24 protein-coding genes are annotated in these 20,913 nt (G+C 52.0%); 16 read left to right on the top strand and 8 right to left on the bottom strand.

Annotated features, from left to right (window positions below; translation table 11 throughout):
- The first annotated feature begins 33 nt into the window (after nt 1-33).
- The 14 genes from gpM (at nt 34) to HMPREF9538_RS00610 (ending at nt 10,336) form a co-directional block, all read left to right on the top strand.
- The gene (gpM, locus tag HMPREF9538_RS00545; protein WP_004215822.1) at nt 34-891 is read left to right on the top strand and encodes a phage terminase small subunit; all 858 of its coding nucleotides are present in this window, start codon (nt 34-36) and stop codon (nt 889-891) included.
- A gap of 112 nt (nt 892-1,003) precedes the next feature.
- Nucleotides 1,004-1,519: a head completion/stabilization protein gene (locus HMPREF9538_RS00550; protein WP_004213109.1), complete on the top strand. Its 516-nt coding sequence runs from the start codon at nt 1,004-1,006 to the stop codon at nt 1,517-1,519.
- Nucleotides 1,519-1,719 (top strand): tail protein X, encoded by a 201-nt coding sequence (locus HMPREF9538_RS00555; RefSeq protein WP_004131559.1) that lies wholly within the window; start codon nt 1,519-1,521, stop codon nt 1,717-1,719. Before HMPREF9538_RS00550 ends, HMPREF9538_RS00555 begins: the two co-directional genes overlap by 1 nt.
- Nucleotides 1,710-1,994 carry a hypothetical protein gene (locus HMPREF9538_RS00560; RefSeq protein ID WP_004215823.1) on the top strand — a complete coding sequence of 95 codons (285 nt, stop codon included), beginning with the start codon at nt 1,710-1,712 and terminating at the stop codon, nt 1,992-1,994. Before HMPREF9538_RS00555 ends, HMPREF9538_RS00560 begins: the two co-directional genes overlap by 10 nt.
- Entirely contained in the window at nt 1,991-2,536 is a 546-nt protein-coding gene (locus tag HMPREF9538_RS00565; protein ID WP_004213111.1) for a lysozyme, read from the top strand. Before HMPREF9538_RS00560 ends, HMPREF9538_RS00565 begins: the two co-directional genes overlap by 4 nt.
- A 186-nt stretch (nt 2,537-2,722) precedes the next feature.
- A complete protein-coding gene (locus tag HMPREF9538_RS31950; protein WP_157846642.1) occupies nt 2,723-3,058 on the top strand; it encodes a peptidase in 336 nt (111 codons plus the stop codon).
- Nucleotides 3,059-3,526, top strand: coding sequence for a phage tail protein (locus tag HMPREF9538_RS00575; protein WP_009486483.1), 468 nt, complete (start codon nt 3,059-3,061; stop codon nt 3,524-3,526).
- A complete protein-coding gene (locus tag HMPREF9538_RS00580; protein WP_020316957.1) occupies nt 3,523-4,158 on the top strand; it encodes a phage virion morphogenesis protein in 636 nt (211 codons plus the stop codon). The genes HMPREF9538_RS00575 and HMPREF9538_RS00580 overlap by 4 nt, the downstream gene beginning before the upstream one ends.
- Nucleotides 4,155-4,742, top strand: a complete 588-nt coding sequence (locus HMPREF9538_RS00585; protein ID WP_009486481.1) for a phage baseplate assembly protein V — start codon at nt 4,155-4,157, stop codon at nt 4,740-4,742. The genes HMPREF9538_RS00580 and HMPREF9538_RS00585 overlap by 4 nt, the downstream gene beginning before the upstream one ends.
- Nucleotides 4,739-5,089: a GPW/gp25 family protein gene (locus tag HMPREF9538_RS00590; protein ID WP_004131573.1), complete on the top strand. Its 351-nt coding sequence runs from the start codon at nt 4,739-4,741 to the stop codon at nt 5,087-5,089. Before HMPREF9538_RS00585 ends, HMPREF9538_RS00590 begins: the two co-directional genes overlap by 4 nt.
- A 1-nt stretch (nt 5,090) precedes the next feature.
- On the top strand, nt 5,091-6,014 hold the full coding sequence (locus HMPREF9538_RS00595; protein ID WP_009486480.1) for a baseplate assembly protein: 924 nt from the start codon (nt 5,091-5,093) through the stop codon (nt 6,012-6,014).
- Entirely contained in the window at nt 6,004-9,030 is a 3,027-nt protein-coding gene (locus tag HMPREF9538_RS00600) for a phage tail protein I (RefSeq protein WP_009486479.1), read from the top strand. Before HMPREF9538_RS00595 ends, HMPREF9538_RS00600 begins: the two co-directional genes overlap by 11 nt.
- Complete coding sequence (locus HMPREF9538_RS00605; protein WP_009486478.1) at nt 9,027-9,239, top strand: hypothetical protein; 213 nt, start codon at nt 9,027-9,029, stop codon at nt 9,237-9,239. The genes HMPREF9538_RS00600 and HMPREF9538_RS00605 overlap by 4 nt, the downstream gene beginning before the upstream one ends.
- Nucleotides 9,239-10,336 carry a phage tail protein gene (locus tag HMPREF9538_RS00610; protein ID WP_009486477.1) on the top strand — a complete coding sequence of 366 codons (1,098 nt, stop codon included), beginning with the start codon at nt 9,239-9,241 and terminating at the stop codon, nt 10,334-10,336. The genes HMPREF9538_RS00605 and HMPREF9538_RS00610 overlap by 1 nt, the downstream gene beginning before the upstream one ends.
- A gap of 233 nt (nt 10,337-10,569) precedes the next feature.
- Here HMPREF9538_RS00610 and HMPREF9538_RS00615 read toward each other — a convergent pair whose 3' ends face one another.
- The 8 genes from HMPREF9538_RS00615 to HMPREF9538_RS00645 form a co-directional block, all read right to left on the bottom strand.
- The gene (locus tag HMPREF9538_RS00615; RefSeq protein ID WP_009486476.1) at nt 10,570-11,208 is read right to left on the bottom strand and encodes a hypothetical protein; all 639 of its coding nucleotides are present in this window, start codon (nt 11,206-11,208) and stop codon (nt 10,570-10,572) included.
- The gene (locus HMPREF9538_RS00620) at nt 11,205-13,190 is read right to left on the bottom strand and encodes a DEAD/DEAH box helicase (RefSeq protein ID WP_009486475.1); all 1,986 of its coding nucleotides are present in this window, start codon (nt 13,188-13,190) and stop codon (nt 11,205-11,207) included. The genes HMPREF9538_RS00615 and HMPREF9538_RS00620 overlap by 4 nt, the downstream gene beginning before the upstream one ends.
- A gap of 358 nt (nt 13,191-13,548) precedes the next feature.
- Nucleotides 13,549-14,007 (bottom strand): phage tail protein, encoded by a 459-nt coding sequence (locus HMPREF9538_RS00625; RefSeq protein WP_009486474.1) that lies wholly within the window; start codon nt 14,005-14,007, stop codon nt 13,549-13,551.
- 14 nt (nt 14,008-14,021) lie between these two features.
- Nucleotides 14,022-16,997 carry a phage tail tape measure protein gene (locus HMPREF9538_RS00630; RefSeq protein ID WP_009486473.1) on the bottom strand — a complete coding sequence of 992 codons (2,976 nt, stop codon included), beginning with the start codon at nt 16,995-16,997 and terminating at the stop codon, nt 14,022-14,024.
- Complete coding sequence (locus HMPREF9538_RS30815) at nt 16,984-17,142, bottom strand: GpE family phage tail protein (protein ID WP_032440702.1); 159 nt, start codon at nt 17,140-17,142, stop codon at nt 16,984-16,986. The genes HMPREF9538_RS00630 and HMPREF9538_RS30815 overlap by 14 nt, the downstream gene beginning before the upstream one ends.
- Nucleotides 17,142-17,459, bottom strand: a complete 318-nt coding sequence (locus HMPREF9538_RS00635; protein ID WP_004131585.1) for a hypothetical protein — start codon at nt 17,457-17,459, stop codon at nt 17,142-17,144. Before HMPREF9538_RS00635 ends, HMPREF9538_RS30815 begins: the two co-directional genes overlap by 1 nt.
- Before the next feature lie 45 nt (nt 17,460-17,504).
- Nucleotides 17,505-18,020, bottom strand: coding sequence for a phage major tail tube protein (locus tag HMPREF9538_RS00640; protein WP_009486472.1), 516 nt, complete (start codon nt 18,018-18,020; stop codon nt 17,505-17,507).
- Nucleotides 18,020-19,192, bottom strand: a complete 1,173-nt coding sequence (locus HMPREF9538_RS00645) for a phage tail sheath family protein (RefSeq protein ID WP_020316960.1) — start codon at nt 19,190-19,192, stop codon at nt 18,020-18,022. Before HMPREF9538_RS00645 ends, HMPREF9538_RS00640 begins: the two co-directional genes overlap by 1 nt.
- 154 nt (nt 19,193-19,346) lie before the next feature.
- On the opposite strand from HMPREF9538_RS00645, the gene HMPREF9538_RS00650 reads away from it, so the two are divergent.
- The gene (locus HMPREF9538_RS00650) at nt 19,347-20,486 is read left to right on the top strand and encodes a phage late control D family protein (protein WP_009486470.1); all 1,140 of its coding nucleotides are present in this window, start codon (nt 19,347-19,349) and stop codon (nt 20,484-20,486) included.
- A gap of 43 nt (nt 20,487-20,529) precedes the next feature.
- Nucleotides 20,530-20,781 carry an ogr/Delta-like zinc finger family protein gene (locus HMPREF9538_RS30810; protein WP_050849575.1) on the top strand — a complete coding sequence of 84 codons (252 nt, stop codon included), beginning with the start codon at nt 20,530-20,532 and terminating at the stop codon, nt 20,779-20,781.
- Nucleotides 20,782-20,913 lie beyond the last annotated feature (132 nt).

The raw sequence follows: 20,913 nt of genomic DNA, 5'->3' as shown, positions 1-20,913 counted from the left end.
GCGGGCAGCAAGCCCGCCCAGGAGAATGAACCCATGCTGACACCGGCACAAAGACACTTTCAGAAGGTCATGGCAGAGAGGCGGGGCATCAGTGATGAGCGTGACGCGGAGACGCGCACCGCGCATGAGCAGATCCTCTTTCGCCTGCATATGCATAAATCTTCGCTAAGCCAAATCCAGTCCCGCCAGGCGAAGGCCGCTGTAAAGGCCAGCATCCTTCCTGAGTTTCAGGGATGGATTGACGGCACGATCGAGGGCGACAGCGGGCGCGCGGATCCGGTCATCACCACGCTGATGGTGTGGGCGGTGGACTGCTCCGACTATGCGCTGGCGCTGCGTATCGGGCGCTATGTCGTTAAGCATGGCCTGAGCATGCCGGATGACAACTATCGCCGCCCGGCACCCACGGTACTGGCCGAGGAAATCTGCAATCCCATTCTGAACCTCGCCACCACGGACGCCGGAGCCGATTTGTCAGGCTATATCCCCATGCTGGACGAGCTGGCCGAAATTGTGGCTGACAGTGATATGCCGGATGAGGTCCGCGCGAAGCTGTGCAAGGTGAGGGCGTTTTGCCGTCGCGACACGGAAGACGCGGAAACCAAAGGCGAAGCGCTGAAACTCTTCCGGGAAGCCATGAGCCTGAACCCGGGTGCCGGTGTGAAACGGGAGATCGCTTCTCTGGTCAGCGCTTTGAAAAAGGCGCCGCAGACCAGCGCGGCAAGTGGTGATGCGGAAGATGAGACTTCATCCAGCGATACAGCAGCAACCGAAACACCCGCAACACAAAAAGCAACACGAACGCGCAAGCAGACGAAAACGGCGGCCGGCACTCAAAAAGCCACCCGCAAAACGGCGGCAAAAAAGACAACGAAAACCGCCACAAAGTAAACGCCTGAGCGTAATGAACTGGCCCCGCGCCACAGGCGGCGCGCCCGGCGATCTGCCCGTGAAGCGGTCTTTTTACCGGACGCCCACCGCCTGACCTACCGGAGAAACGACGATGAGTTTTATCGCGCAGCGCCCCGTCAGACCTGCTGAAAGTGATGTGACAGACGTGGACGACGGCGGCGCACAGATTGCCATCGGCACTTTCTGGCCGACGGTAAAACTCCACGATCTGCGCCTGGCTGCCCGCATCGCCGGTGACATTACAACATCCCGATTAATGCATATGGCAACGGAGGCCGCGCTGCATGTCGCGGATCAATTGAAGGACTGGCGCAAGCAAAGGGAAGCGGAAGGTGCGGAATCTCTGGCCTCTGTGCTGCTGACTTCTGTCGGTGAACCTGTCGAGCAGATTAACGGCGAAAGCGCAAAAGTTTACCGCTTCCGGCGTGCGGTCTACTCCTTCACGCGCGCCAGTGTTCTGGAGGGTTACAGGGATGTTGGCACCACGCCAAAAGGTGACAAAGACGCCGAAGCCCTGGACAGGCAAATAGATGATCTCTGGCGGGACGGACGCTGGAGTATCGCTGACATTCGGGAAGAAGCCCGTATCTATGCGGAGCTGTTCTGATGAAAGTCAGGGCGTTGCAAAACGACACGGTTGATCAGCTCTGCTGGCGTCATTACGGCAAAACCGCAGGTGTCACGGAGAAGGTGCTCGAAGCCAATCCGGGACTGAGCAACCAGATATTTTTGAATGCCGGGCAGGAGATCGAAATGCCCGTGATAACCAGCGAGGTGGAACGGGTAACCGTCCAGTTATGGGAATGACTCTGGATCGTATTAACGAATATTTTGCGTTTGCAACATCCGCCCTGGTGACCGGCGTAGGCGTCATGACCGTCAGCGAAAAACTGGCGCTGGCTGGCCTTCTTCTGGGGATTGTTTCCGCCGTCCGGCTGGCGATTCACCGCCGCCGCATTGAGCAGGCCAGCCAGCGCCGTAACGATTTGATAGAGCAGATTCTCCGCCAGGCGCAAACCCGCAACCTGTCGGACCGCGAGCGGCAGTTGCTGGAGCAACTGCACGGAGACAAACCTGCATGAAGAACATCATCAAAAAATGTTCGATTGCGGTGATAGTGGCTCTGGGCATTTCGCTGGCGCCCGGGAGCGTCAGAACATCGAAAGAAGGGCAGCAGAAAATTGCAGGTTGGGAAGACTGCCGCAGCACGCCTTATTACTGCACGGCGGGGGTGTTGACGGTTGGCATTGGCTCCACGGGCGGCGTGGAAAACCGCGAATACAGCAACCAGGAAATAGCGCGGCGCTGGATCAACGATCTGCAACGGGCGGAGAACTGCATCAATAACAATTTCCATGGTGCCGACATGCCGCAACTCACCTTTGAGGCTATGACGGATGCGGCCCTGAATCTGGGCTGCACCGGGCTGATGTGGTTCACCGATAAAAACGGACGCAAGCAGAGGACCACGATCTGGAAGCATGCCCAGGCCAGACAATGGCCGCAGATGTGCAACAGGCTGACTGATTTCGTCAATGTGGGCGGTAAGCGCTCCGCCGGCCTGGTTAACCGGCGCAATGATTTTAAAGCCTGGTGCCTGCTGGGCCTGAGTACGCCGTCATGAGGGCGGGCAGTGTGATTGTGATGCTTGTCCTTCTGGCTGCTGTCTGGTGGCAGACCGACCAGCTGAGCGAGGCCCGGACCCGCAACAAGCTGCTGACCGAAACGGCGACCGGTTACGACCAGGTTATTCAGGAAGTGAAGGCGACCGCCATACAGACCCACAAATTACTGGCAGAGGTGAAAGTCCGTGAGCAACAGCGTAATGCAGAAGGGGAGCACCGACGTGAAGCAATGCAGGCCGCGTTCAATGGTGACGCGTGCGCTGTTACTCCTGTGCCTGACGCTGTCAGTCGCAGCCTGCAAAAACGCGCCGCCCGCGCCGGTCATTCAGCTGGTCCGTGAACCCGTCCCGGAGAGTCTGACCGAAGAGACACCACGCCCGGCGCTGGATAAGCCAGTGACCTGGGGCGCGGTGGCGATATTCAGCGACAGGCTGATGGATGCGCTTGATGCCTGCAATGCTGACAAAGCGGCGATCCGCCAGTGGGACAGCCTGCGCCAGAACACCCGAAAGGAGCCATAAATGCTGAAGATAAACACACTCCGCGCCGCCATAGAGAAAGCAAATACCTGGTGCCGGGCGAACCCGGAAGCCTGGACGGTGTTTGTTGAAGAGGGTGGCATTGAAACTACCGGTGAAACGCCGTCGTTCATGTATCGCTATTCTCTGGTGCTGTTCGTCATGAACTACGCAGGGAGCATTGACGACTTCACGCTGCCGCTGATGGCCTGGCTCTGGTTTAATCAGCCCGATCTGCTGCTGAACCCCGATAAAAACCAGCAGATTAAATTCACCACACTGATTAACAACGATGACACCGCCGATCTGATGTTTGAGTTGCCGGTGCGTCAGCGGGTACTGGTACAACTGGATGAAAACGGTGTGCCGTATGCCGAGCATTTGCCAGAGCCGCGCCCGCGCGTGCTGGCACCCCACGCCGCAGGCTGGGGGCTGGTATTTGAAGGCATGCTTCAGGAGGCCGGAGCGTGAGCGATCGCATGTTCAGCGAGCTGGATCAAGTCTTTCAGGACATCCTCGACGGCGTCAGCCCGGCGGGGCGCACCCGTACCGCGCGCAAAATTGGTCTGGCACTGCGTCGCAGTCAGCAGCGCCGTATCGCGTCACAGAAAAACCCGGACGGCAGCGGCTATGCCGTGCGCCGCCGTAAGGTTTACCGCACCCAGCAGGGGATCAAGTTCTTCTGGAATAACGAGGTGCGGGCGCTGAAAAACTGGCGCGGCGGGCGCGGTAAATATGGCCGGACAATCACGGGTTTTGACGAGAAGCGCCGGGATATCCGCACCTTCTACCGGGCCGATATCGAGCGGTATCTGGAAATCAAAACGCAATCAGCTACGCATTCAGAGACAAAAAAAGCACCGATGTTTACCCGCCTGCGCACCCTGCGTTTTATGAAGCTCAGGCCGGACGCGGGCGGCGTCACCGTAGGATTTGACGGCATCGCTGCGCGCATTGCCCGTATTCACCAGTACGGCCTCAAAGACGAGGTTGGTCCGGGCGCTTACGCGCAGTACCCGGCGCGTGAACTACTGGGCATAACTCCGGCAGACCTGAGCGCTACGGAAAACGCCGTTATCAGCAGTCTGGGCGGTGCGTCATGAATGCTGAGCTGATGCGCCTGCTGGAAAACATTCTGCGCCTGGGCGTCGTGGAACAAATCAGCGCCGACAAGAAAGCGGTGCGCGTTCGCTCCGGCAGGTTGCTGACCACCTGGATCCGCTGGAACGTCACCCGCGCAGGGGCATTCAGCATCTGGCTGCCGCCCTCGATAGGGGAGCAGGTCTGGATCGGTTGTCCGGGCGGCAACCCTGAAAACGCGTTTGTGATTGGCTCTGCATACAGCGCAGATAATCCGCCAACGGGCAGCAACCTGCTGGAAATCAGCATCACCGCACCGGATGGCGCGCGCCTGCATTACGACGCCGCCGCCGATGCCGGAGCACTGTCCGTGACCGGTATTAAAACCGCGCATATCCAGGCAGAGACCCGCGTCACGCTGGACACACCGGAGGTGGAATGCACGGAACACCTCAAAACGCGCACTTTCGAACTGACCCACGGCGGCACGATGGCCGGTGATGTGTTCCATTCCGGCGGCGTGTTGCAGTCAAACGGGATCACCGTACATGAACATAAACACGGTGGCGTGCAGTCTGGCGGGAGTACCACGGGAGGTCCGCAATGACAGCCAGTTATACCGGGATGAACCCGGAGGGCACCGGCGCGCTGACCGATCACGATCAGCTCTGGCAGTCCGTGACAAAAATCCTCACCACGCCAACAGGCTCCCGTGTGATGCGCCGGGACTTTGGCAGTGTGGTACCTGATTTACTCGATGCGCCACAGAACACCGTCACCCGCATGCAACTGATGGGCGCCACCGCTATTGCGCTGGCGCAGTGGGAGCCGCGGATCAGTCTGACCACCGTCAATGTGGTGTTTTCAGAAACAGGCGCGGTGACTGCTGAACTGACCGGCACTATCACGGAAACCATGACAGAAACCAGTAACACCATCAGGCTAAGGAGCTAGTGTGCAAACGTCCGTCGATTTATCTCAGATCCCACAGCCTGATATCGTCGAGGTGCCCGATTTTGAAACGGTGCTGGCTGATATCCGGGCGCTTATCGTGGCGGCCATGCCTGTGGAACTTCAGGCTTCTGTGTCTGCTGCGATGCTGCTGGAATCTGAACCGATGGCGGCACTGGCCCAAGCCTTCACCTATCGCGAGATCCATCTGCTGCAACGTATCAATGAAGCCGTGCGCGCGGTGCTGCTTTCGAGCGCCCTGGGGGCGGATCTCGATCAGGTCGCCGGGAATTTTGACACTGAACGCCTGCTGATTACCGAAGCCACCGACGAGACGGACGCAGTATATGAAAGCGACGAAGAGCTGCGCGGCCGCACGCTGCTCTCATGGGCTCGCCTGAGCACGGCGGGCGCCAGAAATGCCTATCACTATTTTGCGCGAGGTGCGGATGCGGATGTGCTCGATGTGCGCGCCTATGGCCCTGAAACCCATAACCAGGAAGGACGAGTTTTTCTCTACGTGCTGTCACGTACCGGAGATGGGACTGCCCCGCAGGCGCTGCTTGATAAAGTCCTGTCAGCGGTAAACCCGGAAGACGTGCGTCCGATTACGGATTATGTGGCTGATTATGTCCGCTCCGCTGTGATTGTGAGTTATCAGGTGGTTGCTGATATTTACGTCCCTTATGGCGTGGACACCGCCACGGTGCTGGAAAAAGCCACCGCAGCACTGAACGAATACACTGCCTCTGTGCATCTTATCAACGCCACCGCTGCACGGTCAGGCATAGACGGGGCGCTGCATCAGGACGGCGTTGTCACCGTCGATTTGCATTCACCCGTCGCCGACGTCGTTGCGACGATGGGCGAAGCCCCGCATTGCACCTCCGTTAAAATCAATCTTGTGGTGATGGACCATGACCGCTAATTATCCCGCCAGCATTCTGCCCCCCAACGCCACCGCCGTGGAGCGGGCCATCGACAGAGCCAGCGCCGCAGCGCTGGAAAGGTTGCCTGTATATCTGATCCGTTGGGTTAAAGATCCGGACAGTTGCCCGCTGGCGCTGCTGCCGTGGCTGGCGTGGGAATATCAGGTTGATACCTGGAATATTAACTGGTCAGAACAAAAGAAACGCGATGCGATCAAGCGCGCCCACTACATCCACCGCCATCGTGGTACGGTCGCCGCCGTCCGTCATGCCCTGGTGGACAGTCCTTTCGGGACGGATATTGTTGAATGGTTCAATCAGAACCCGAAAGGGGATCCGTATACCTTTCGCCTGAACGTGTATCAGAACGATTTGCCGGTGACGGAATACGACCAGCAGGATCTAAAACTGGCGGTGCTGCGCGCCAGGAATCTGCGCAGCTGGTTTTCCGTTCATGTATTTGGCCGACTTCAGGGAACCTCGTATGCGGCCGGTTACATGTACGCCACGGAGAAAATCACGCCGCGCTTTGTCCCGTTGCAGGTGGTTTTATCCCGCTACGAGCTGAATCTGGCCCCCGGTGACGCGGAAACGGTCACGGTGACAATTCTCCCCGAATACGCGGAAGATAAAACCTTTACGGTAACTACATCGGATCAAACAATCGCGACCGTCCGGATAGTAAACGGCGATATTCTGGTTACGGGCATGAAGCGAGGTACCTGTTCGGTCACCGTTACGACGACTAATGGCGTCAGTGCGGTGATAAGCATAAAAGTGGTCGCGGTAATGAAGTTCATTACCCGCATCGACAGTGCAACCAGGCCAATATTCTTTGCTCATATGGACGAGGGTTTCACGGTTGACTATGGCGACGGCATTGACAGCCGGGATTACCGTTTCGATCCCGCCAGTGAAGCTTCAGGTTGGGTTATTCCTACACGTGAATTAGTACAGGGAAAGGAATACACCATCACGGTTAAGAACACGGAAACTGCCTGTCTGCGCAGCCGTTTATCTAATTATTCTTCGAAACTGAACCCTGTTGTGGAATTGATTAGTGTTACAGGGGAAAGAGGTCATCTTTCAGGGTTCGCTTTGGATACCACCGGATTAATGGCTATTCGTCCCGGAGCATTTGACGATTTGCCAAACGTGAATAACTGCAAAAATATTTTTACCCACTGCTCGTCGCTTACAGGTATTCCGGCATCGTTGTTTTCTCGCATGAAGATAGAGGATTTTTCAGACGCATTCAGAGGGTGTACATCGCTTACAGAGGTTCCATCGGGGCTATTTGCAAACCAGCCCGATGCGATCGACTTCTCATCGGTATTTGCAGGCTGCACCAGCCTGATCAGTATCGGCAATAATCTGTTCCACAGCTGTGTATCTGCGGTGAATTTCAGTTACGCGTTTGATGGTTGCTCAATGCTTGCAAATATCGGCACGGGAATATTTACAGGATGCGGTTCAGCAGGGACATTCTCTTATAGCTTCAGGGCGTGTAAAAATCTTCTTGTCTTGCCTGCTGATATGTTTGCGGATGTTCCGGGCGGCGCATTCACCGGCGTATTCCAGAATTGCACGGCACTGACGGCAATTCCCGCCAACCTGTTTAAAACATGTTCTGAAGCGAATCATTTTGGCGGTGCATTCACTGGCTGTTCGCAGCTTCTTTCTGTTCCTGCCGGTCTGTTTGCTGGTCTGTCGAAAGTGACCTATTTCGGCACGGTCTTTTCTGGTTGCAGTTCGCTGAAAACGGTCGGCGCGGGTTTATTTGCCGGGTGCAGCCAGGCGCAGACATTCGCTTCTGCATTTTACAGCTGCCGCTCTCTTGAAACTGTAGCGAAAGATATTTTCAGCGGCTGCGTAGAGGTGACGACCTTTGCCAGTACGTTTTATGGGTGCAGCAGCCTGACGGCGCTCCCGTCTTTTACTGACTGCGCGAAAGTCACCACTTTCTCATACGCTTTTGCTAACTGTGGATCGCTCACGAAAATTGATGCAGATGCTTTTGCTGTTAAAGCGCTGGTCACGACATTCACATACGCTTTTGTAAACTGTACTTCGCTGGTTTCTGTGGGGGACGGCGCTTTTCGGGGATGTAGCGCGTTAACCAGCCTGGGCTATACGTTTTCAGGTTGCCGCTCTCTGGTTTCTCTCGCGGGAGATATGTTTGCCGGTTGCGCCAAAGTGACAGCCGTCGATTTCTTATTCGACAAGTGCTCCGCGCTGGTTGAACTGCCAAAAGAGCTATTCAGCGACATGGTGTCCTTGAAAGGCATGGGATCGACTTTCCGGGATTGTACTGCACTCATCTCGCTACCATCCGGCCTGCTTGATGGTTGCATCAATCTCACTTCGTTAACGCTGACATTCTCGGGCTGCACCTCACTGGCGTTATTGCCCGGCGATTTGCTGAAAAACAACATTCTTCTGTCCGGCGCCGGATCGACGTTTTACGGTTGCACCTCACTGGTAAATATTCCGCCGACGCTGTTCGCGTCCTGCTCGCTTATTACCTCGTTTGGCGCCACGTTCCAGAATACCGGCGTGGAGGAAATACCGGAAAACCTGTTCAGCGGCAACCCGCTGGTGACCTCTTACGGCCAGACTTTCAGGGGCTGTAAAAACCTGCGCTCAGTGCCAGCCGGTCTTTTTGCCGCCAGCATAAGTGCCACGGTATTCACGAATGTCTTTTCGGAATGCAGTGCGCTGGAAGTCGTCGGGGCGGGATTACTCAACACCACGGCGGTAACGACGGTGGGTTATCTGTTTGACGGCTGCGCGTCATTACACAGCGACGTTAACACGATATTTAATCTTGCGAGTTACCCGGAGATTGTCACCACAACGGCAATATTCAGGAGCTGCGCATTACTCGCCGGCAAAGGCCTGGTATTTATGGGCAAAGTGCCGAACGTCACCGCGCACTATTACGCGTTTTATGCCTGTGCGGGCCTGGACGATTACGACGATTTACCCGGCAACTGGATAACGAACAAACTATGAAAACATTCAATCAATTAAAAAGCCTGATCGACTTTTGTCAGACCGATGCGTTTTTCCTGGAACACCTGAACCGGCTTCAGATCGCTGGTGTGATTTATCTTGATGAAGGCGATATCGATGCTGACCGCAAGACCGTGAGTGATGATTTTTATGATCAACTTGCCAGCGTGTACGGCATTGAGCCAGAAACAAAAAGTGAGGAGGTATAATGGCCACGGGACTGACACTAACTACGGCGGGCGCCGCCGAAATCGAGGCCGCGTATCAGGCGGGGGAGGTGGTGGATATTACCTCCGTGCTGATCGGCGATGGTGGCGGCGTGACATTGCCGACCGATCCCGATGAGCTGGCGGCGGTGACGGCGCTTTTTGGACAGTTTGGCCGTGAAACCTTTGACTCTGATTCAAGCTATGAGGGGTTTATCAGCGGGCAGATCGTTATCAACTGTCAGGATTATCCGGGTAAAACGCTCAGAGAAGCGGGGCTGGTCAGCGCTAAGGGTACGCTCATCGCTTACGGCACATACCCGGCGACATACCTCCCGGCGCAATCGGATTCCATTATCAAAGAGATCATTCTGACGCTGGTGTTGACGCTGACGCACAGCTCAAATGTGCAGCTCGTTATCGATCCGACACTTGCCACTATCACGCTGGAAACGGGCGATAAACGTTATCTGCGGCGAGCACAAAATCTTGCTGATTTAAACGATACAGAAGAGGCCCGGGAAAATCTGGAGCTGGGAAACTCAGCCACGCGGGACGTGGGCACCGAGACGGGAACGGTAGCTGCGGGGGATGACTCGCGGATCACCGGTGCACTTCAGAAAGAAAATAATCTTTCCGATCTGAGCGATACATCCGAAGCCCTTAAGGCGCTGGGACTCAACAGCGACGGAGCGGCCTATAAGGCAATTGTTGACGCCATTTTTTATGTCGGAATTGTTGTCTCTGGCGAGCAAAGTCCAGCGGAGCGGTTCCCCTGGCAGACATGGACTGACTTAAGCGAAACCTTTGCGAATAGGGTTGTTAGGATTGGCTCTCATTATGGTGTGACCGGCGGCAGTAATAAGGTCAAAATTGAAGCCAATAATCTCCCGCCGCACTGGCACCGGTCTGGCGACCGATCTCCGGGGGCTACATGGGATCCAAACACGACACACGGCACAGATAACCAGAAAAGCGGTCCGCTAGCCCTCACTGATGGGACTTACACTGATATGAAGGGCTTAACGGAATCCACAAATGAGTCGATTGATGTGACTAACGAATATGTTAGCCTCTGCATGTGGATACGCTCAGCATAACAAAACACGGTCAGTAATGACCGTGTTTGCCGATATCTGCTAGTATCAGACATGTATCCTTACAAACTTAACCTGAAAGTTTTCACATATAGCACACAATAGAAAGTGACATTCTATGTTTTTTAATTAGTATAATAATAGAATTCAGCTAATACTATGCTTGCGGTTATCGAGTGATTTTATAATAATCAATATTATAAAATAAGATAGGCGCTCAATTGAGCGCCTATGATTTAAGCAAGATAAGGTCGATCTTTATTAACATCAAATAAGTTCAAAAAAAACGAATCTTCTATACGAGTATTAGAACCAATCTTCACATTTGTTGAATTATTACAGAAGAAATCGAAATGATATCTTGGATGTATTTTACCATTAACCCTTATTGGATCATCATCAAACCTAAAATATCCATGGTCTAATAATAGTAAGGCTGAAATTGCATCAGAGTAATGTATAGCTTGTTGCATGTCTCCATCAAAGTTATCACATAAATCAACAGCTATTGCCTCGTGAGAAAAGAATCCATTATCGCAAGTTGTAATAACATTCCTGCATCTAGAAATGAACTCGGCATTAACTGCTAATCCATAGGCGTCATAATTAAAGCTGATGTTTTCTTCAAACTCTATTACCTGAAAGGGAAGGTTCATTGTAAAAAAACCATCTGGTTTTCTTATAAGTATTCTTTTGTGAGTGCCAGTTGTTATTAGTAAATCAAAATCATTTGTTTTTTTATTCCATGAACTATGGCAAGTGTTCACGATTTCCGCAATCACAAGGAGGTTTTCTAAATTAGAAAACACATCTCTAACAGGGCGAAATTTATCAAAATATTCGCCGGGTATGTTATTGAATAGATATTGGCTCATTTTTTTCTATTCCTTTCATATTCTAGTCCAATCAGGCTCTTAATGTATTCTCCATCAACGTCATCATCATCTTCTGAAATCATTCTTTCAACCTTGTCAATTATTTTGGCAATTAATAAAGGTGATGCTCTCTTGTCTGAGCAATAGGCTTTTACTAGTTTAGGTATAGAAATAGACTCATCCAACACAATGAAATCTTTTTGATTTCTTATTTCTTCTTCAGAGGGTAGTCTTACATTCATGTAATTATTGTTATTTAGGAAATGTAAGCCTTCAAGAATAGTTGGCATCGATGGATTTTCTTTATCATCATTTAAAACTAGATGGCTTTCGAGAAATGACCGTGCCATCATAGTATAGAGTGCATTTCGGAAGTTTGATCTTTTAACCAGTTTCATGGCAAAACAAACTACAAAAGGGAACTCTAGACCTTTAGCGTTATTAATGTTCGAAATGAACAATTTACCATCTTGTTTGGCTTTTGTTTCATGTGAGATATTAGAATCCCAGCCAAGTTGTTGCTTAATTTTCAATTTTAGAGATTGAATGTAATCATATATATATCCACTGGAATCAAGGAATATAACAGCTATATCGCCTTCTGCTAAGGTAGGATTGCGGTGTTTAATATCTTTTATTATTTCAATTATTTTATCTGGTCCATTATCGGTCCTCTCCATTAAATGTAGAGTTGTGCTTTTATAATCTTTTGGAATATCTTCAAAGCGCCTTAGCGGATCTCTTGACAATTCAACTCTATTGCCTATTTTGTTGTATTTATAGCCACAAGAATCCCACTCAGCCTCTTTTAACCATCGTAGAACAGGCTCTTCATAAAGACCCATTCCCAAAGCATGTGAAAACATTAAATTTTTTGGATCTGTGCGATAACATTTTTTAAGAACGATATCGGCCCGATTTACATTATCATTTATAGGCATGAAAATATTTTGAAAAACATCTCCGGCAACGTACAGCTTTTTAGATGTTACCATTTCACAGAGATCAATGAAACTTTGCGGGAAATCTTGACTTTCATCGATAAAGATATAATCAAGAGCCTTTTTATCTGATCGTCCGCTATTATTTATATCTGCAATGGCTTTCTTGCAAAGGAAGTCAAAGTCTCCGTTTCCAAAACCACCAAATGGGATTTCATAAAAATGGCAAATGTATCTATACATTCCTGAGAGAGGATCTTTAGTCAAACCCCAAGAGTTGAAGCAAAAAAGTTTTGTGCCCCATTCAATCTGTTTTTCAACTCGCATAAAATCGAAAAATTCAGGAATCCTTGTTCTCATTGTAGATGCGAGGATTTTATTGAAACATGTAAAGGCAATTTTAGAATCCGGATTTTTAGAATAGATTTCTTTCAACTTATGTAATAATAACTCTGTTTTACCAGAACCAGCTAATCCCTGAATTACACTTTTTTTCCCAAATCCACTTTGGAAAACAAATCTTGTTTGATCGGTGTCAAATAAGATAATTTTAGACTTAATTGTATCTAACAGGTTACTCGCTTCCAGATTTATTCTAGAGGTATCATTAATACTTCCAACGATAAGTGAAATTATTAGGTCAATCACTCGACTTTCTTTAGTTTCAACTTCTAATTTACTGAAGTCAAGATCATCTATGGGAAGTGAAACGAATAGGCTTTGCCATGATTTTTTCCTACCAATTTTTTCTCTATATTTGAATTTCTCAGCTAAGAATGAAACATCCTCTAGAAAATCTTCCTGATATTCTTCAAATAATTCTAAATTGTTGCCAATATCTATGAAAAAAGGTTTTATTCCAGATGAAAATACAGCTATTGCCTTATCGTAATCATATATTACATCCTCATTAGATAATGGTCTGCAAAGAATGTATGTTTGTTTTTTGTGCTGCTCTGCATAATCATTGATAAGCACATCGATCCCAGAACTTTGAGCGAGTGCTAATGCATCTTGAGAGTAAAAGCAGTAGCTGGACATAAAATTTCCTTTTGAGTGATTTATATACGCATCATTGATAGGATTATAGGTATGCTGTGTTGTAAAATTATACCTTACGTATAGTGAAAAAAAAACATTAGATTCAATGCTACCTACTGAGTCCTTGAGTTTGATTCCTCTCGAAAGGACTTTCCAGACTAACTATTTTTAACATTAGTTGCATTTCTCCAACTTTTTTAGTTTTTCACCCCGCTTTGGTATGGAACTGTTGTAAGATTATGTTTGGCTTAGTGTTATACCTCTTTGCTATGGATGTATTAGGCCGAATCTTATCTAAGGCATGCATAAATGTTCTTGCTGCTGCTTAAGAAGTTTGGCCATCAAGCTTCACCTGGGCTTAATTCAACGCAGTTTCAACCCCATCCTTTATGGTTGCCATCAGCTCGCTGACAGAGGAACTTTGCAGCCGCTCCCGGATATCCTCATCAACCCTCTGCAACGAAAGCGTGAACTCAATTTTTTTCGCCTTACCATAGCGGTCAAACTCCTGATGCGTCTCCTGCAATCCTGTAATGACAAACATCCCGTAGATAGACCCGACACCATCAATCAGCGGCCAGGCCAGCCCTGTGTAGGCCATTGTTGAGACTGCACCCAACGACAGGTTACCGCCGGTGATTTCAGGGTACAGCAACCCCCCAAGCGTCAGCTGGTTCTCGCCTGCACCAATGTATTGCCATTTTGCGCTCCGGCCCACACGGTCATTCTTTACGTGCCGCCAGTTACGAGATAACTGTAATTGCTGATAGGGCAGTGTCCTGAGTTCAAATACAAAAAGCCCAAATACCATCATCATAGTTTTACCTCCAGTCAATCGCTATCCCGGAACGAACCCCGGGCAGCACGTTGTTGTTTATCCATCTCTGTACGGACAGCCTCCCCGACAAGTCGAGCCAGCTCGCGCGGATTGTCGCTCTTGATGCCATGCAAATGGACGTGAATCTCACCAGAAAAACCATCTGCCGGCACCGAAGCTGCCGGGCGCTTGATTTCATTTCGGCGGACTGCCTGCCAGGCGGGTGCCTGCTTAATCAATGGCTCTCCGGCAGCAATAACCGGACGAGCACTAACAGGTTGCCGAATAAGCCGAGATTCCTGCCATTCACCACGCACAGCAAAGGCTGGAGGGAGATTTTTAAATACAATGTCACCCGGCCCGATACGTTTGCGCTTTTCCTCATCTAAAAGGCCTTTGGTGTTATCCGCGATTTGGCCCAGCCGCCGCTCTGTTCCAGAGTTGCCCCCGAGCACATTGGGCGGCGGGGCGCTGCCTTTGCTTGCAGGCTTTTCAGATGACCATTGCCACTCCCTTTTAACCATGCGCCCGGATTTTTCATCCCATTCCCACATAACCGGAATAGCCCTGAGTCTGGCCGCTTCCAACCTGGCTCTTTCAATGCCATCGGGGATGAGATCGAGCTTCTCCAGTAACCAGCCGACGCCTTCCATTAACTTCTGAAGCGGCCAAAGCAGAACGCTAAGTGCGGTCCCCAGGACTTCGCCAAAAGTCTGCCCGGCGCTGGCGCATTTGTTTAGCGCCTCGCGACTCTCCTCAACGGGCGTTAATACTTTTTTAAACCAGTTCCAGACGTTTTTAACGCCATCCCCAATGGCACCGAAAACGGGCGCCAGCCTGGAAAATGCGTTATAAACAGGCGCTAACCCCTGGATGACGCCTGTAAAAAAACCGCTAAAGAAGGCCTTAATTGGTCCCCAGTATTTCCAGATCAGTACCCCAGCCGCTACAAACGCAGCACCCACTAAGCCGATTGGGCTCAATAGCATTGATAAGCCGCCACTCAGCGCCGCAATTCCGCCTTTCACAATGCCGAAGAGAGCAGGGATCCCGGTTAGCCGCAGTGCCAGCCCGCCAATGCTTTTTGACAGGGCGCCAATAGCAGTCACCGGAGAGGTAAAGGCGCCAAGTAACGCACCGCGCAGGGGTACCATCAATCTGGTTAATACGCCGAGGCGTCCGACCAGGCCGCTGAGTAAAGCACCCCATCCGTTAATTTTTACCAGTGAGCTACCGCCCGCAGCACTCAACATGCGGAACGCTGATACCGTACCTCCGATTCCTCTCCCGCCGGACAGAAGCGCAAACCCCAGTCTGAGCTTCGCTAGCGGCCCTAAAAGTAGACCAGCAGCTAATGACATACCGCCAATTACTGCGGTTAATGCCAGTGCAGTACCACCGGCGAGTAACAACGTTCGTGAAAGTCTGGGGTTTTCTTCTATCCAGCTTTGAATAGTGCCAATAACCCGGCTAAGCCCCTGTGTCAGCCTGCGTAATGGGCCGTCTACTGTCTCAGTCACAGAAATGCGGAACGCCTCCCACGCGCTGTCCAGCTCCTTCAAATCGCCGCCCAGGTTGTCTTTCTTCTTGTTAGCGACGGCGAAGGCCTCCTGATTTTTATGTGCTTCTGCAATTTGTTCATAGAGTGACTGGAGGTAGCCATCACCTGCGCCGTTGACCAAAGACTGGAGGCTCGTAAAACCCTCTTCTCCGGCGATATCTTTGAAAAATGAAACCTGATCCACCTCGCCAAAGCGGGAAACGCGTTTTTGTAGATCGAGAAGAATATCGAACGGACGTCTCATCTTTCCGCTCGCGTCGGCAGTTTCCACTCCCAGCTCTTTGAGCGCCTTTTTGGCTGCCGTAGTGGGGGAGGCCAGGCGGGAGAGGGAGCGACGCATTGCCGTACCGGCCTCGCTACCGCGAATACCCACGCGCGCCAGCGTGCCAGTCATGGCTGCGGCTTCTTCCAGGCTAATCCCAAGTCCCGCCGCTACCGGCCCGACAACTTTCATTGTCTCGCCGAGGCTGCTAAGCGTGGTATTGGTACGGGTAAATGTACCTGTCAGCACATCGCTGACGCGGTCCATTTCTCCGGCATCGAGGGAAAACTGAGAAAGAATGTTTGAGCCGATGTCTGCCGTTTCGCCCAGTTCCATGCTGCCTGCCAGCGCCATATTGAGCACGCCGGGCAGTGCGGCACGGATAGCATCTGGCGTGAAGCCCGCCATTGCCAGAAAGGCCTGGCCGCTGGCGGCGTCACGTGTAGTGAAGGCGGTTTCAGCACCGAGTTTTTTTGCCTGAGCACGCAGGGCGGCTAGCTGTGAATCGCTTTTATCGAGCCGCGTCAGCGCCTGAACGTTTGACATTTCCTCATCAAAACCAACCGCAGGCGACAGGAAGCGTCCGGCGCCGTACCCGGCAGCGGTTGCTGTACCTAATGCTATGGCACCGCCAGAGCGCAACTTTCCGGCCATCTGCTGTGCACCCTCGTAACGTTTACTAGCCTGAGTGACCGCAGCAAGTTGCCGTTTTTCCCGTTCAAGGGATTGGTTGTATTGTTCTGTGCGGCGTATCGCGTTACCGATGGTGGCACTACTACCGGAAAGCATGACGCCATGCTGGCGCAGGGCTGATGCACTTTCACGAAGGCGGGCCACTTCCGTCACACGTTTTGCGGTCAACCGATCAAGCCGCTCACCCAGTCGCGACATCAGTATTTGCTGTTTTTCCGTCAGCGTTCCGTTTTTACGTTGTGCTTCTGACAAGCCATCAAAGCGGGCACGGGCACGTGAGATGGAACGGTCGGTTTTGCCGACGGCCGCGGTCATTCGCTGAAAAGTAGCACTGCTCTTATCGAGCCCTTTCAGGGTGGATTGTGTTTTTCTGAGGGAGTCGGATAGGCCGCCCGCACTCTGGCGGGCAGCATTAACGGGGCGGGTAAATCTGTCGATCGCGCTGAAAGCAACGCGTATATCAAGACTCTTCATCACTGGCACCACTTCGAAGCGCCGCCCGCTTGCGCCAGGCTATCACCTCGCCAAGATCCATGCCGAAAACTTCAGAGGGCGGCCAGTTAAAAATAACGGCAATATCAGCAACCAGATCGTCGATCTGGTCAAACGCAACGGTGATTACTCGCTCTCCGTCTCCGCCACGTTCGACGCTCCAGGCTCCGGCGGATTCAAGAAAGGGACCAGAAGCTCTGCCAGCCCGATAAAGTCCAGAGTGTGCATTTCGTTGATTTCTTTTTGTGTCAGCGCAGGCGCGGTGACTCGCGTCAACAGCGTGGCAATTGAGTCTGCATCCATATTGGCAACGCGGATAAGATTCAGGCCGCGCAGCGATCCTGCCTGACTGATGGCGCCGGTAATTTCCACCTGACCGATCTCACTGTCTTTACGAACTACCGGCTGCATCAGCGTGAACAGGTTTTTAGTTTTTTTAGCCATGTTTAAAATCTCCGGGCGGCATCTTCGCCACCCTCTGAAAGGTTATCAATTGCCCATGCCAAGGGCGGAGGTGATGCGGTCCGGGAACATGTTCTGACCGTTCTTTTTGTAGATGAAATTCAGCAGATCGATTTCGATAATGGGCTGATCATCAATGGAGAATTTGTAGTAGGTGGATTTAAAGGTGTAGCTTTCCTCCGTGTCTTCCCCCTGTTTTGAGTCTCCACCGTCGAGTTCAGTAAATCGCCCGCGCAGCTCCACCTCGACAAGCTGGCTTTCGCCATCAGTGAAATATTCACCCGCAAAGCGCAGCCGCGTGCCGTCAATTTCTGCCCCGTATTCGAGAAACAGTGCTTTGATGACACCACCAAATACAATGGTGGAATCCAGCGCTCCAGCCTCAAGGCCGAGATCAACACCGACCGCACCCAGCATGCCACCACCCTGATAGTCCTCTATCTTTCGTGACAGTTTGGGGCGAGTGAAAGAGGTCACTTTTCCCAGATAGTTGTCGCCGTTAACAAAGCAGCTAAAAAGCCGCAGTTTGTGAGGAATAGCCATTATTCACCCCCGAGCGACGCGAACGCCGGTTCGTAAAAATCATCAGTAAAGGTCTGGTATAGCGTCAGATCTTCAAGCGGTGGGACCGGGCTGTAGCTATAGCGCACAATCAGTTTTCCCTGGCGCAAATCCGTGGTGCCGTTGTCCAGCGTGTCATACCAGCAGTCAGCGCCGATAAGCTGGCCGGCAGTGACTTTTTTGCTGAGAGTAGAGCGGATGCCGCTTACCACATCTTTCACGTTGGCCGGAGTGAGCGGGCTGTCAACAGAGGTAAATTGCGCCTCCGCAATACTGTCCGCCAGGATCTGCGCGGTACGGGTAAACACCTCAAAAGTGTAGGTTTCGGTGTCCGTGGTGCGGTTACCCCAGAAGCGGAAACCGTCACGCTTGATAAGCGTCGTGATTTCGTTGTTGTTCAGCTCGTTAGCGTCGCTGTCTTCTGCCTGCAATGCCCAGAACACATCTTTCGAAATACCCAGAACGTTATTCACCACAACATTCGACAGCGATTTGTGCCAGCCCTGGCTGTTATCAATAGCGGCGCGCAGGCCGCAGGCGTAAGCCGGGGCGGGAAACGTTTCGTTATCATCCGTCAGGGGGTTGTAAGCGATAAAGTCCGGCCAGATCAGCATCAGCTCGCGGTATGCGAAGGTTTTGCGATAAGCGATAGCCTCCGCCATGGTCGCGCAGCCGTTGCAACCGGCATAAACAAAAGCCCGCAGATTCTGGGCAATCACGCAAAGTTGTGACGTCACTTCCTCGGTGTCGTAGTCCGGCACCGCCAGGATGCGCGGCCGATAGCCGGTTTTGGCTTCCGCTGTCAGCAGGGCATATATTCCCGTGTAGCTGTCGCCATCTGTTCCGCCAATAACGGCCTGAGACTGGCTGGGGCCGTTACCGGAAGCCTCTTCCACCCGGACAATCACAACACGCGGACTGCACTGATCGGAAATGGCTTTGAGGGTTTTGTAAAGTGACCCGGTTTTACCTGCCTTGCCGAGGACGTTACGCACCCGTGTCAGCAGAACCGGCGTATTGAGCGGGAAGGTTTCCGGATCGGCGTCATCAGCAACAGCAACAATACCGATTACACTGGAATCAATGTCATTGATTGCCTGCTGTAGGTCGGTATTTTCGCGAGAGCGGACGCCGTGAAAACGAGTTTCAGACATAAGTTCACCATCATGTTGCTCTTTGAGTTCAGGGCCATATTCAACGTTAAGTCTGCTGGCGTCGCCTGGTTGCCGGTCTGCCCGTTCGCTGACAACAAAAAGGGATTCAGCCCCGCGCGCGGGCATGGAATCATCAGCATAAAACGGGGGAGTTATGTCGATAGCAGACACGCTGACAACAGCAGCCGAAGCGTATGTAGAAAAATTAAGTGAGGTCGTAAAGACACCGGATTTTAGTATCACGCTGGGTGGGGTTGCCCTGACCGAACTGGCCGACCGCATCACCTCGTTATCTGTTACAGATAACAACGGTTTTGATGCTGACCAGCTAACCCTGTCAGTAGATGACTCTGACGGGGTAACAGATTTACCCCCACGTGGTGCGGAGCTGGCGGTGTCCATCGGCTGGATGGGTGAGGCGTTGATTTACAAAGGTCTCTACACCGTTGACGAGGTGGGGCATAGCGGGCCGCCGGATGTTATCGACATCACCGCGCACAGCGCTGATTTTCGCGAAGAGATGAACGTCAGGCGGGAGGTGTCCTGGCATGATTTGACGGTAGAGCGGGTGGTATCGGCCATTGCCCGGCGCTATGACCTGAAGCCGATGATTAGCGAGGCCCTGATCGACATTGAGATCGACCATGCGGATCAGACCGAAGAGAGCGACATGTCGTTTTTAACGCGCATGGCGGAGATGTTGGGGGCCATTGCCACCGTGAAAAATGGCTGTCTGCTGTTTATCCTGCCTGGGGGCGGCGTTAGTGCATCTGGTAGGGCGCTGCCATCGGCTGAGATAACCCGTGCCAGCGGAGATCGTCACAGGTTCCGCATTGCCGATCGCGATGCTTACACCGGCGTGCGGGCGTACTGGCTGGATCTTAATTTCGGCAAGAAAAAACCGGTCAAGGTCACTAAGCGCAAAACAAATACTGCCAGAAAAAAGGCTGAGGAGAAAAGCAGCCGGCCGGAGGGGGATTACATGGAGGGCGCTGAAGGTAACGTGTATGTTTTGCGTAAAACCTATCAGAACGAAACGGCGGCCAGGCGCGCAGCTGCGGCAAAATGGATACAACTCCAGAAAGGCGCGGCACAGTTTTCGATAACCCTGGCGCGCGGCCGCGCCGATTTATATCCGGGTATGCATCTGACCGTGTCGGGCTTTAAGCCTGAAATTGATACTCAGGATTGGATCATTGCCAGAGCGGAACATGTGATCGGTGATAACGGATTTACCACGAAAATGGAGCTTGAGGCGAAAATAAGCGACTGGATTGCAGAAACTGAACAGTAGCGGCCATAATAGCCGTGAGTTCAACTCCCTATGGGAGATCATCATGTTTGTTTGTCCCTACTGCGGCGCAAACGCCCGCACCCGCACCAGCCGCCGGTTAAGCGAGTTCACCATCCGGCAATATCATCAATGCCAGAATCTTGAATGCAGCGAGTCATTCACGACACTTAACACCTTAGAGCGCAGAGTAACGAAGCGCTCAACCAGCGCAGATCCTTTGCCTCCTGGATTTATCCCCGGCGACGCTTTCCCGGCTTCTCATTACGGGAACAGTCAACTTAGTCTTGCGGTATAAAAATAGCCCCCTGTAAAGGGGGCTATTCTTGTCAATGTGGTCGATATGTGGACACTTTTGAAATAAATCCTTTTATTTCAATTTATTAAATCCCAAAAAAAAGCCCCCCCCGGGGGGGGGGGGGGGGGGGGG

Origin of the sequence: Klebsiella sp. MS 92-3, from assembly GCF_000195655.1 — a bacterium.
Taxonomy (GTDB): domain Bacteria; phylum Pseudomonadota; class Gammaproteobacteria; order Enterobacterales; family Enterobacteriaceae; genus Klebsiella; species Klebsiella pneumoniae.
Note: the sequence above shows the minus strand (reverse complement) of the source record. Positions and strands in the feature narration are given on the sequence as shown.

Excerpts from the sequence above, each read along its gene's own strand:
- gpM (WP_004215822.1), top strand. The coding sequence starts at position 34 with ATGCTGACACCGGCACAAAGACACTTTCAGAAGGTCATGGCAGAGAGG.
- HMPREF9538_RS00550 (WP_004213109.1), top strand. The coding sequence starts at position 1,004 with ATGAGTTTTATCGCGCAGCGCCCCGTCAGACCTGCTGAAAGTGATGTG.
- HMPREF9538_RS00555 (WP_004131559.1), top strand. The coding sequence starts at position 1,519 with ATGAAAGTCAGGGCGTTGCAAAACGACACGGTTGATCAGCTCTGCTGG.
- HMPREF9538_RS00560 (WP_004215823.1), top strand. The coding sequence starts at position 1,710 with ATGGGAATGACTCTGGATCGTATTAACGAATATTTTGCGTTTGCAACA.
- HMPREF9538_RS00565 (WP_004213111.1), top strand. The coding sequence starts at position 1,991 with ATGAAGAACATCATCAAAAAATGTTCGATTGCGGTGATAGTGGCTCTG.
- HMPREF9538_RS00575 (WP_009486483.1), top strand. The coding sequence starts at position 3,059 with ATGCTGAAGATAAACACACTCCGCGCCGCCATAGAGAAAGCAAATACC.
- HMPREF9538_RS00585 (WP_009486481.1), top strand. The coding sequence starts at position 4,155 with ATGAATGCTGAGCTGATGCGCCTGCTGGAAAACATTCTGCGCCTGGGC.
- HMPREF9538_RS00590 (WP_004131573.1), top strand. The coding sequence starts at position 4,739 with ATGACAGCCAGTTATACCGGGATGAACCCGGAGGGCACCGGCGCGCTG.
- HMPREF9538_RS00600 (WP_009486479.1), top strand. The coding sequence starts at position 6,004 with ATGACCGCTAATTATCCCGCCAGCATTCTGCCCCCCAACGCCACCGCC.
- HMPREF9538_RS00605 (WP_009486478.1), top strand. The coding sequence starts at position 9,027 with ATGAAAACATTCAATCAATTAAAAAGCCTGATCGACTTTTGTCAGACC.
- HMPREF9538_RS00610 (WP_009486477.1), top strand. The coding sequence starts at position 9,239 with ATGGCCACGGGACTGACACTAACTACGGCGGGCGCCGCCGAAATCGAG.
- HMPREF9538_RS00615 (WP_009486476.1), bottom strand. The coding sequence starts at position 11,208 with ATGAGCCAATATCTATTCAATAACATACCCGGCGAATATTTTGATAAA.
- HMPREF9538_RS00620 (WP_009486475.1), bottom strand. The coding sequence starts at position 13,190 with ATGTCCAGCTACTGCTTTTACTCTCAAGATGCATTAGCACTCGCTCAA.
- HMPREF9538_RS00625 (WP_009486474.1), bottom strand. The coding sequence starts at position 14,007 with ATGATGATGGTATTTGGGCTTTTTGTATTTGAACTCAGGACACTGCCC.
- HMPREF9538_RS00630 (WP_009486473.1), bottom strand. The coding sequence starts at position 16,997 with ATGAAGAGTCTTGATATACGCGTTGCTTTCAGCGCGATCGACAGATTT.
- HMPREF9538_RS00635 (WP_004131585.1), bottom strand. The coding sequence starts at position 17,459 with ATGGCTAAAAAAACTAAAAACCTGTTCACGCTGATGCAGCCGGTAGTT.
- HMPREF9538_RS00640 (WP_009486472.1), bottom strand. The coding sequence starts at position 18,020 with ATGGCTATTCCTCACAAACTGCGGCTTTTTAGCTGCTTTGTTAACGGC.
- HMPREF9538_RS00645 (WP_020316960.1), bottom strand. The coding sequence starts at position 19,192 with ATGTCTGAAACTCGTTTTCACGGCGTCCGCTCTCGCGAAAATACCGAC.
- HMPREF9538_RS00650 (WP_009486470.1), top strand. The coding sequence starts at position 19,347 with ATGTCGATAGCAGACACGCTGACAACAGCAGCCGAAGCGTATGTAGAA.
- HMPREF9538_RS30810 (WP_050849575.1), top strand. The coding sequence starts at position 20,530 with ATGTTTGTTTGTCCCTACTGCGGCGCAAACGCCCGCACCCGCACCAGC.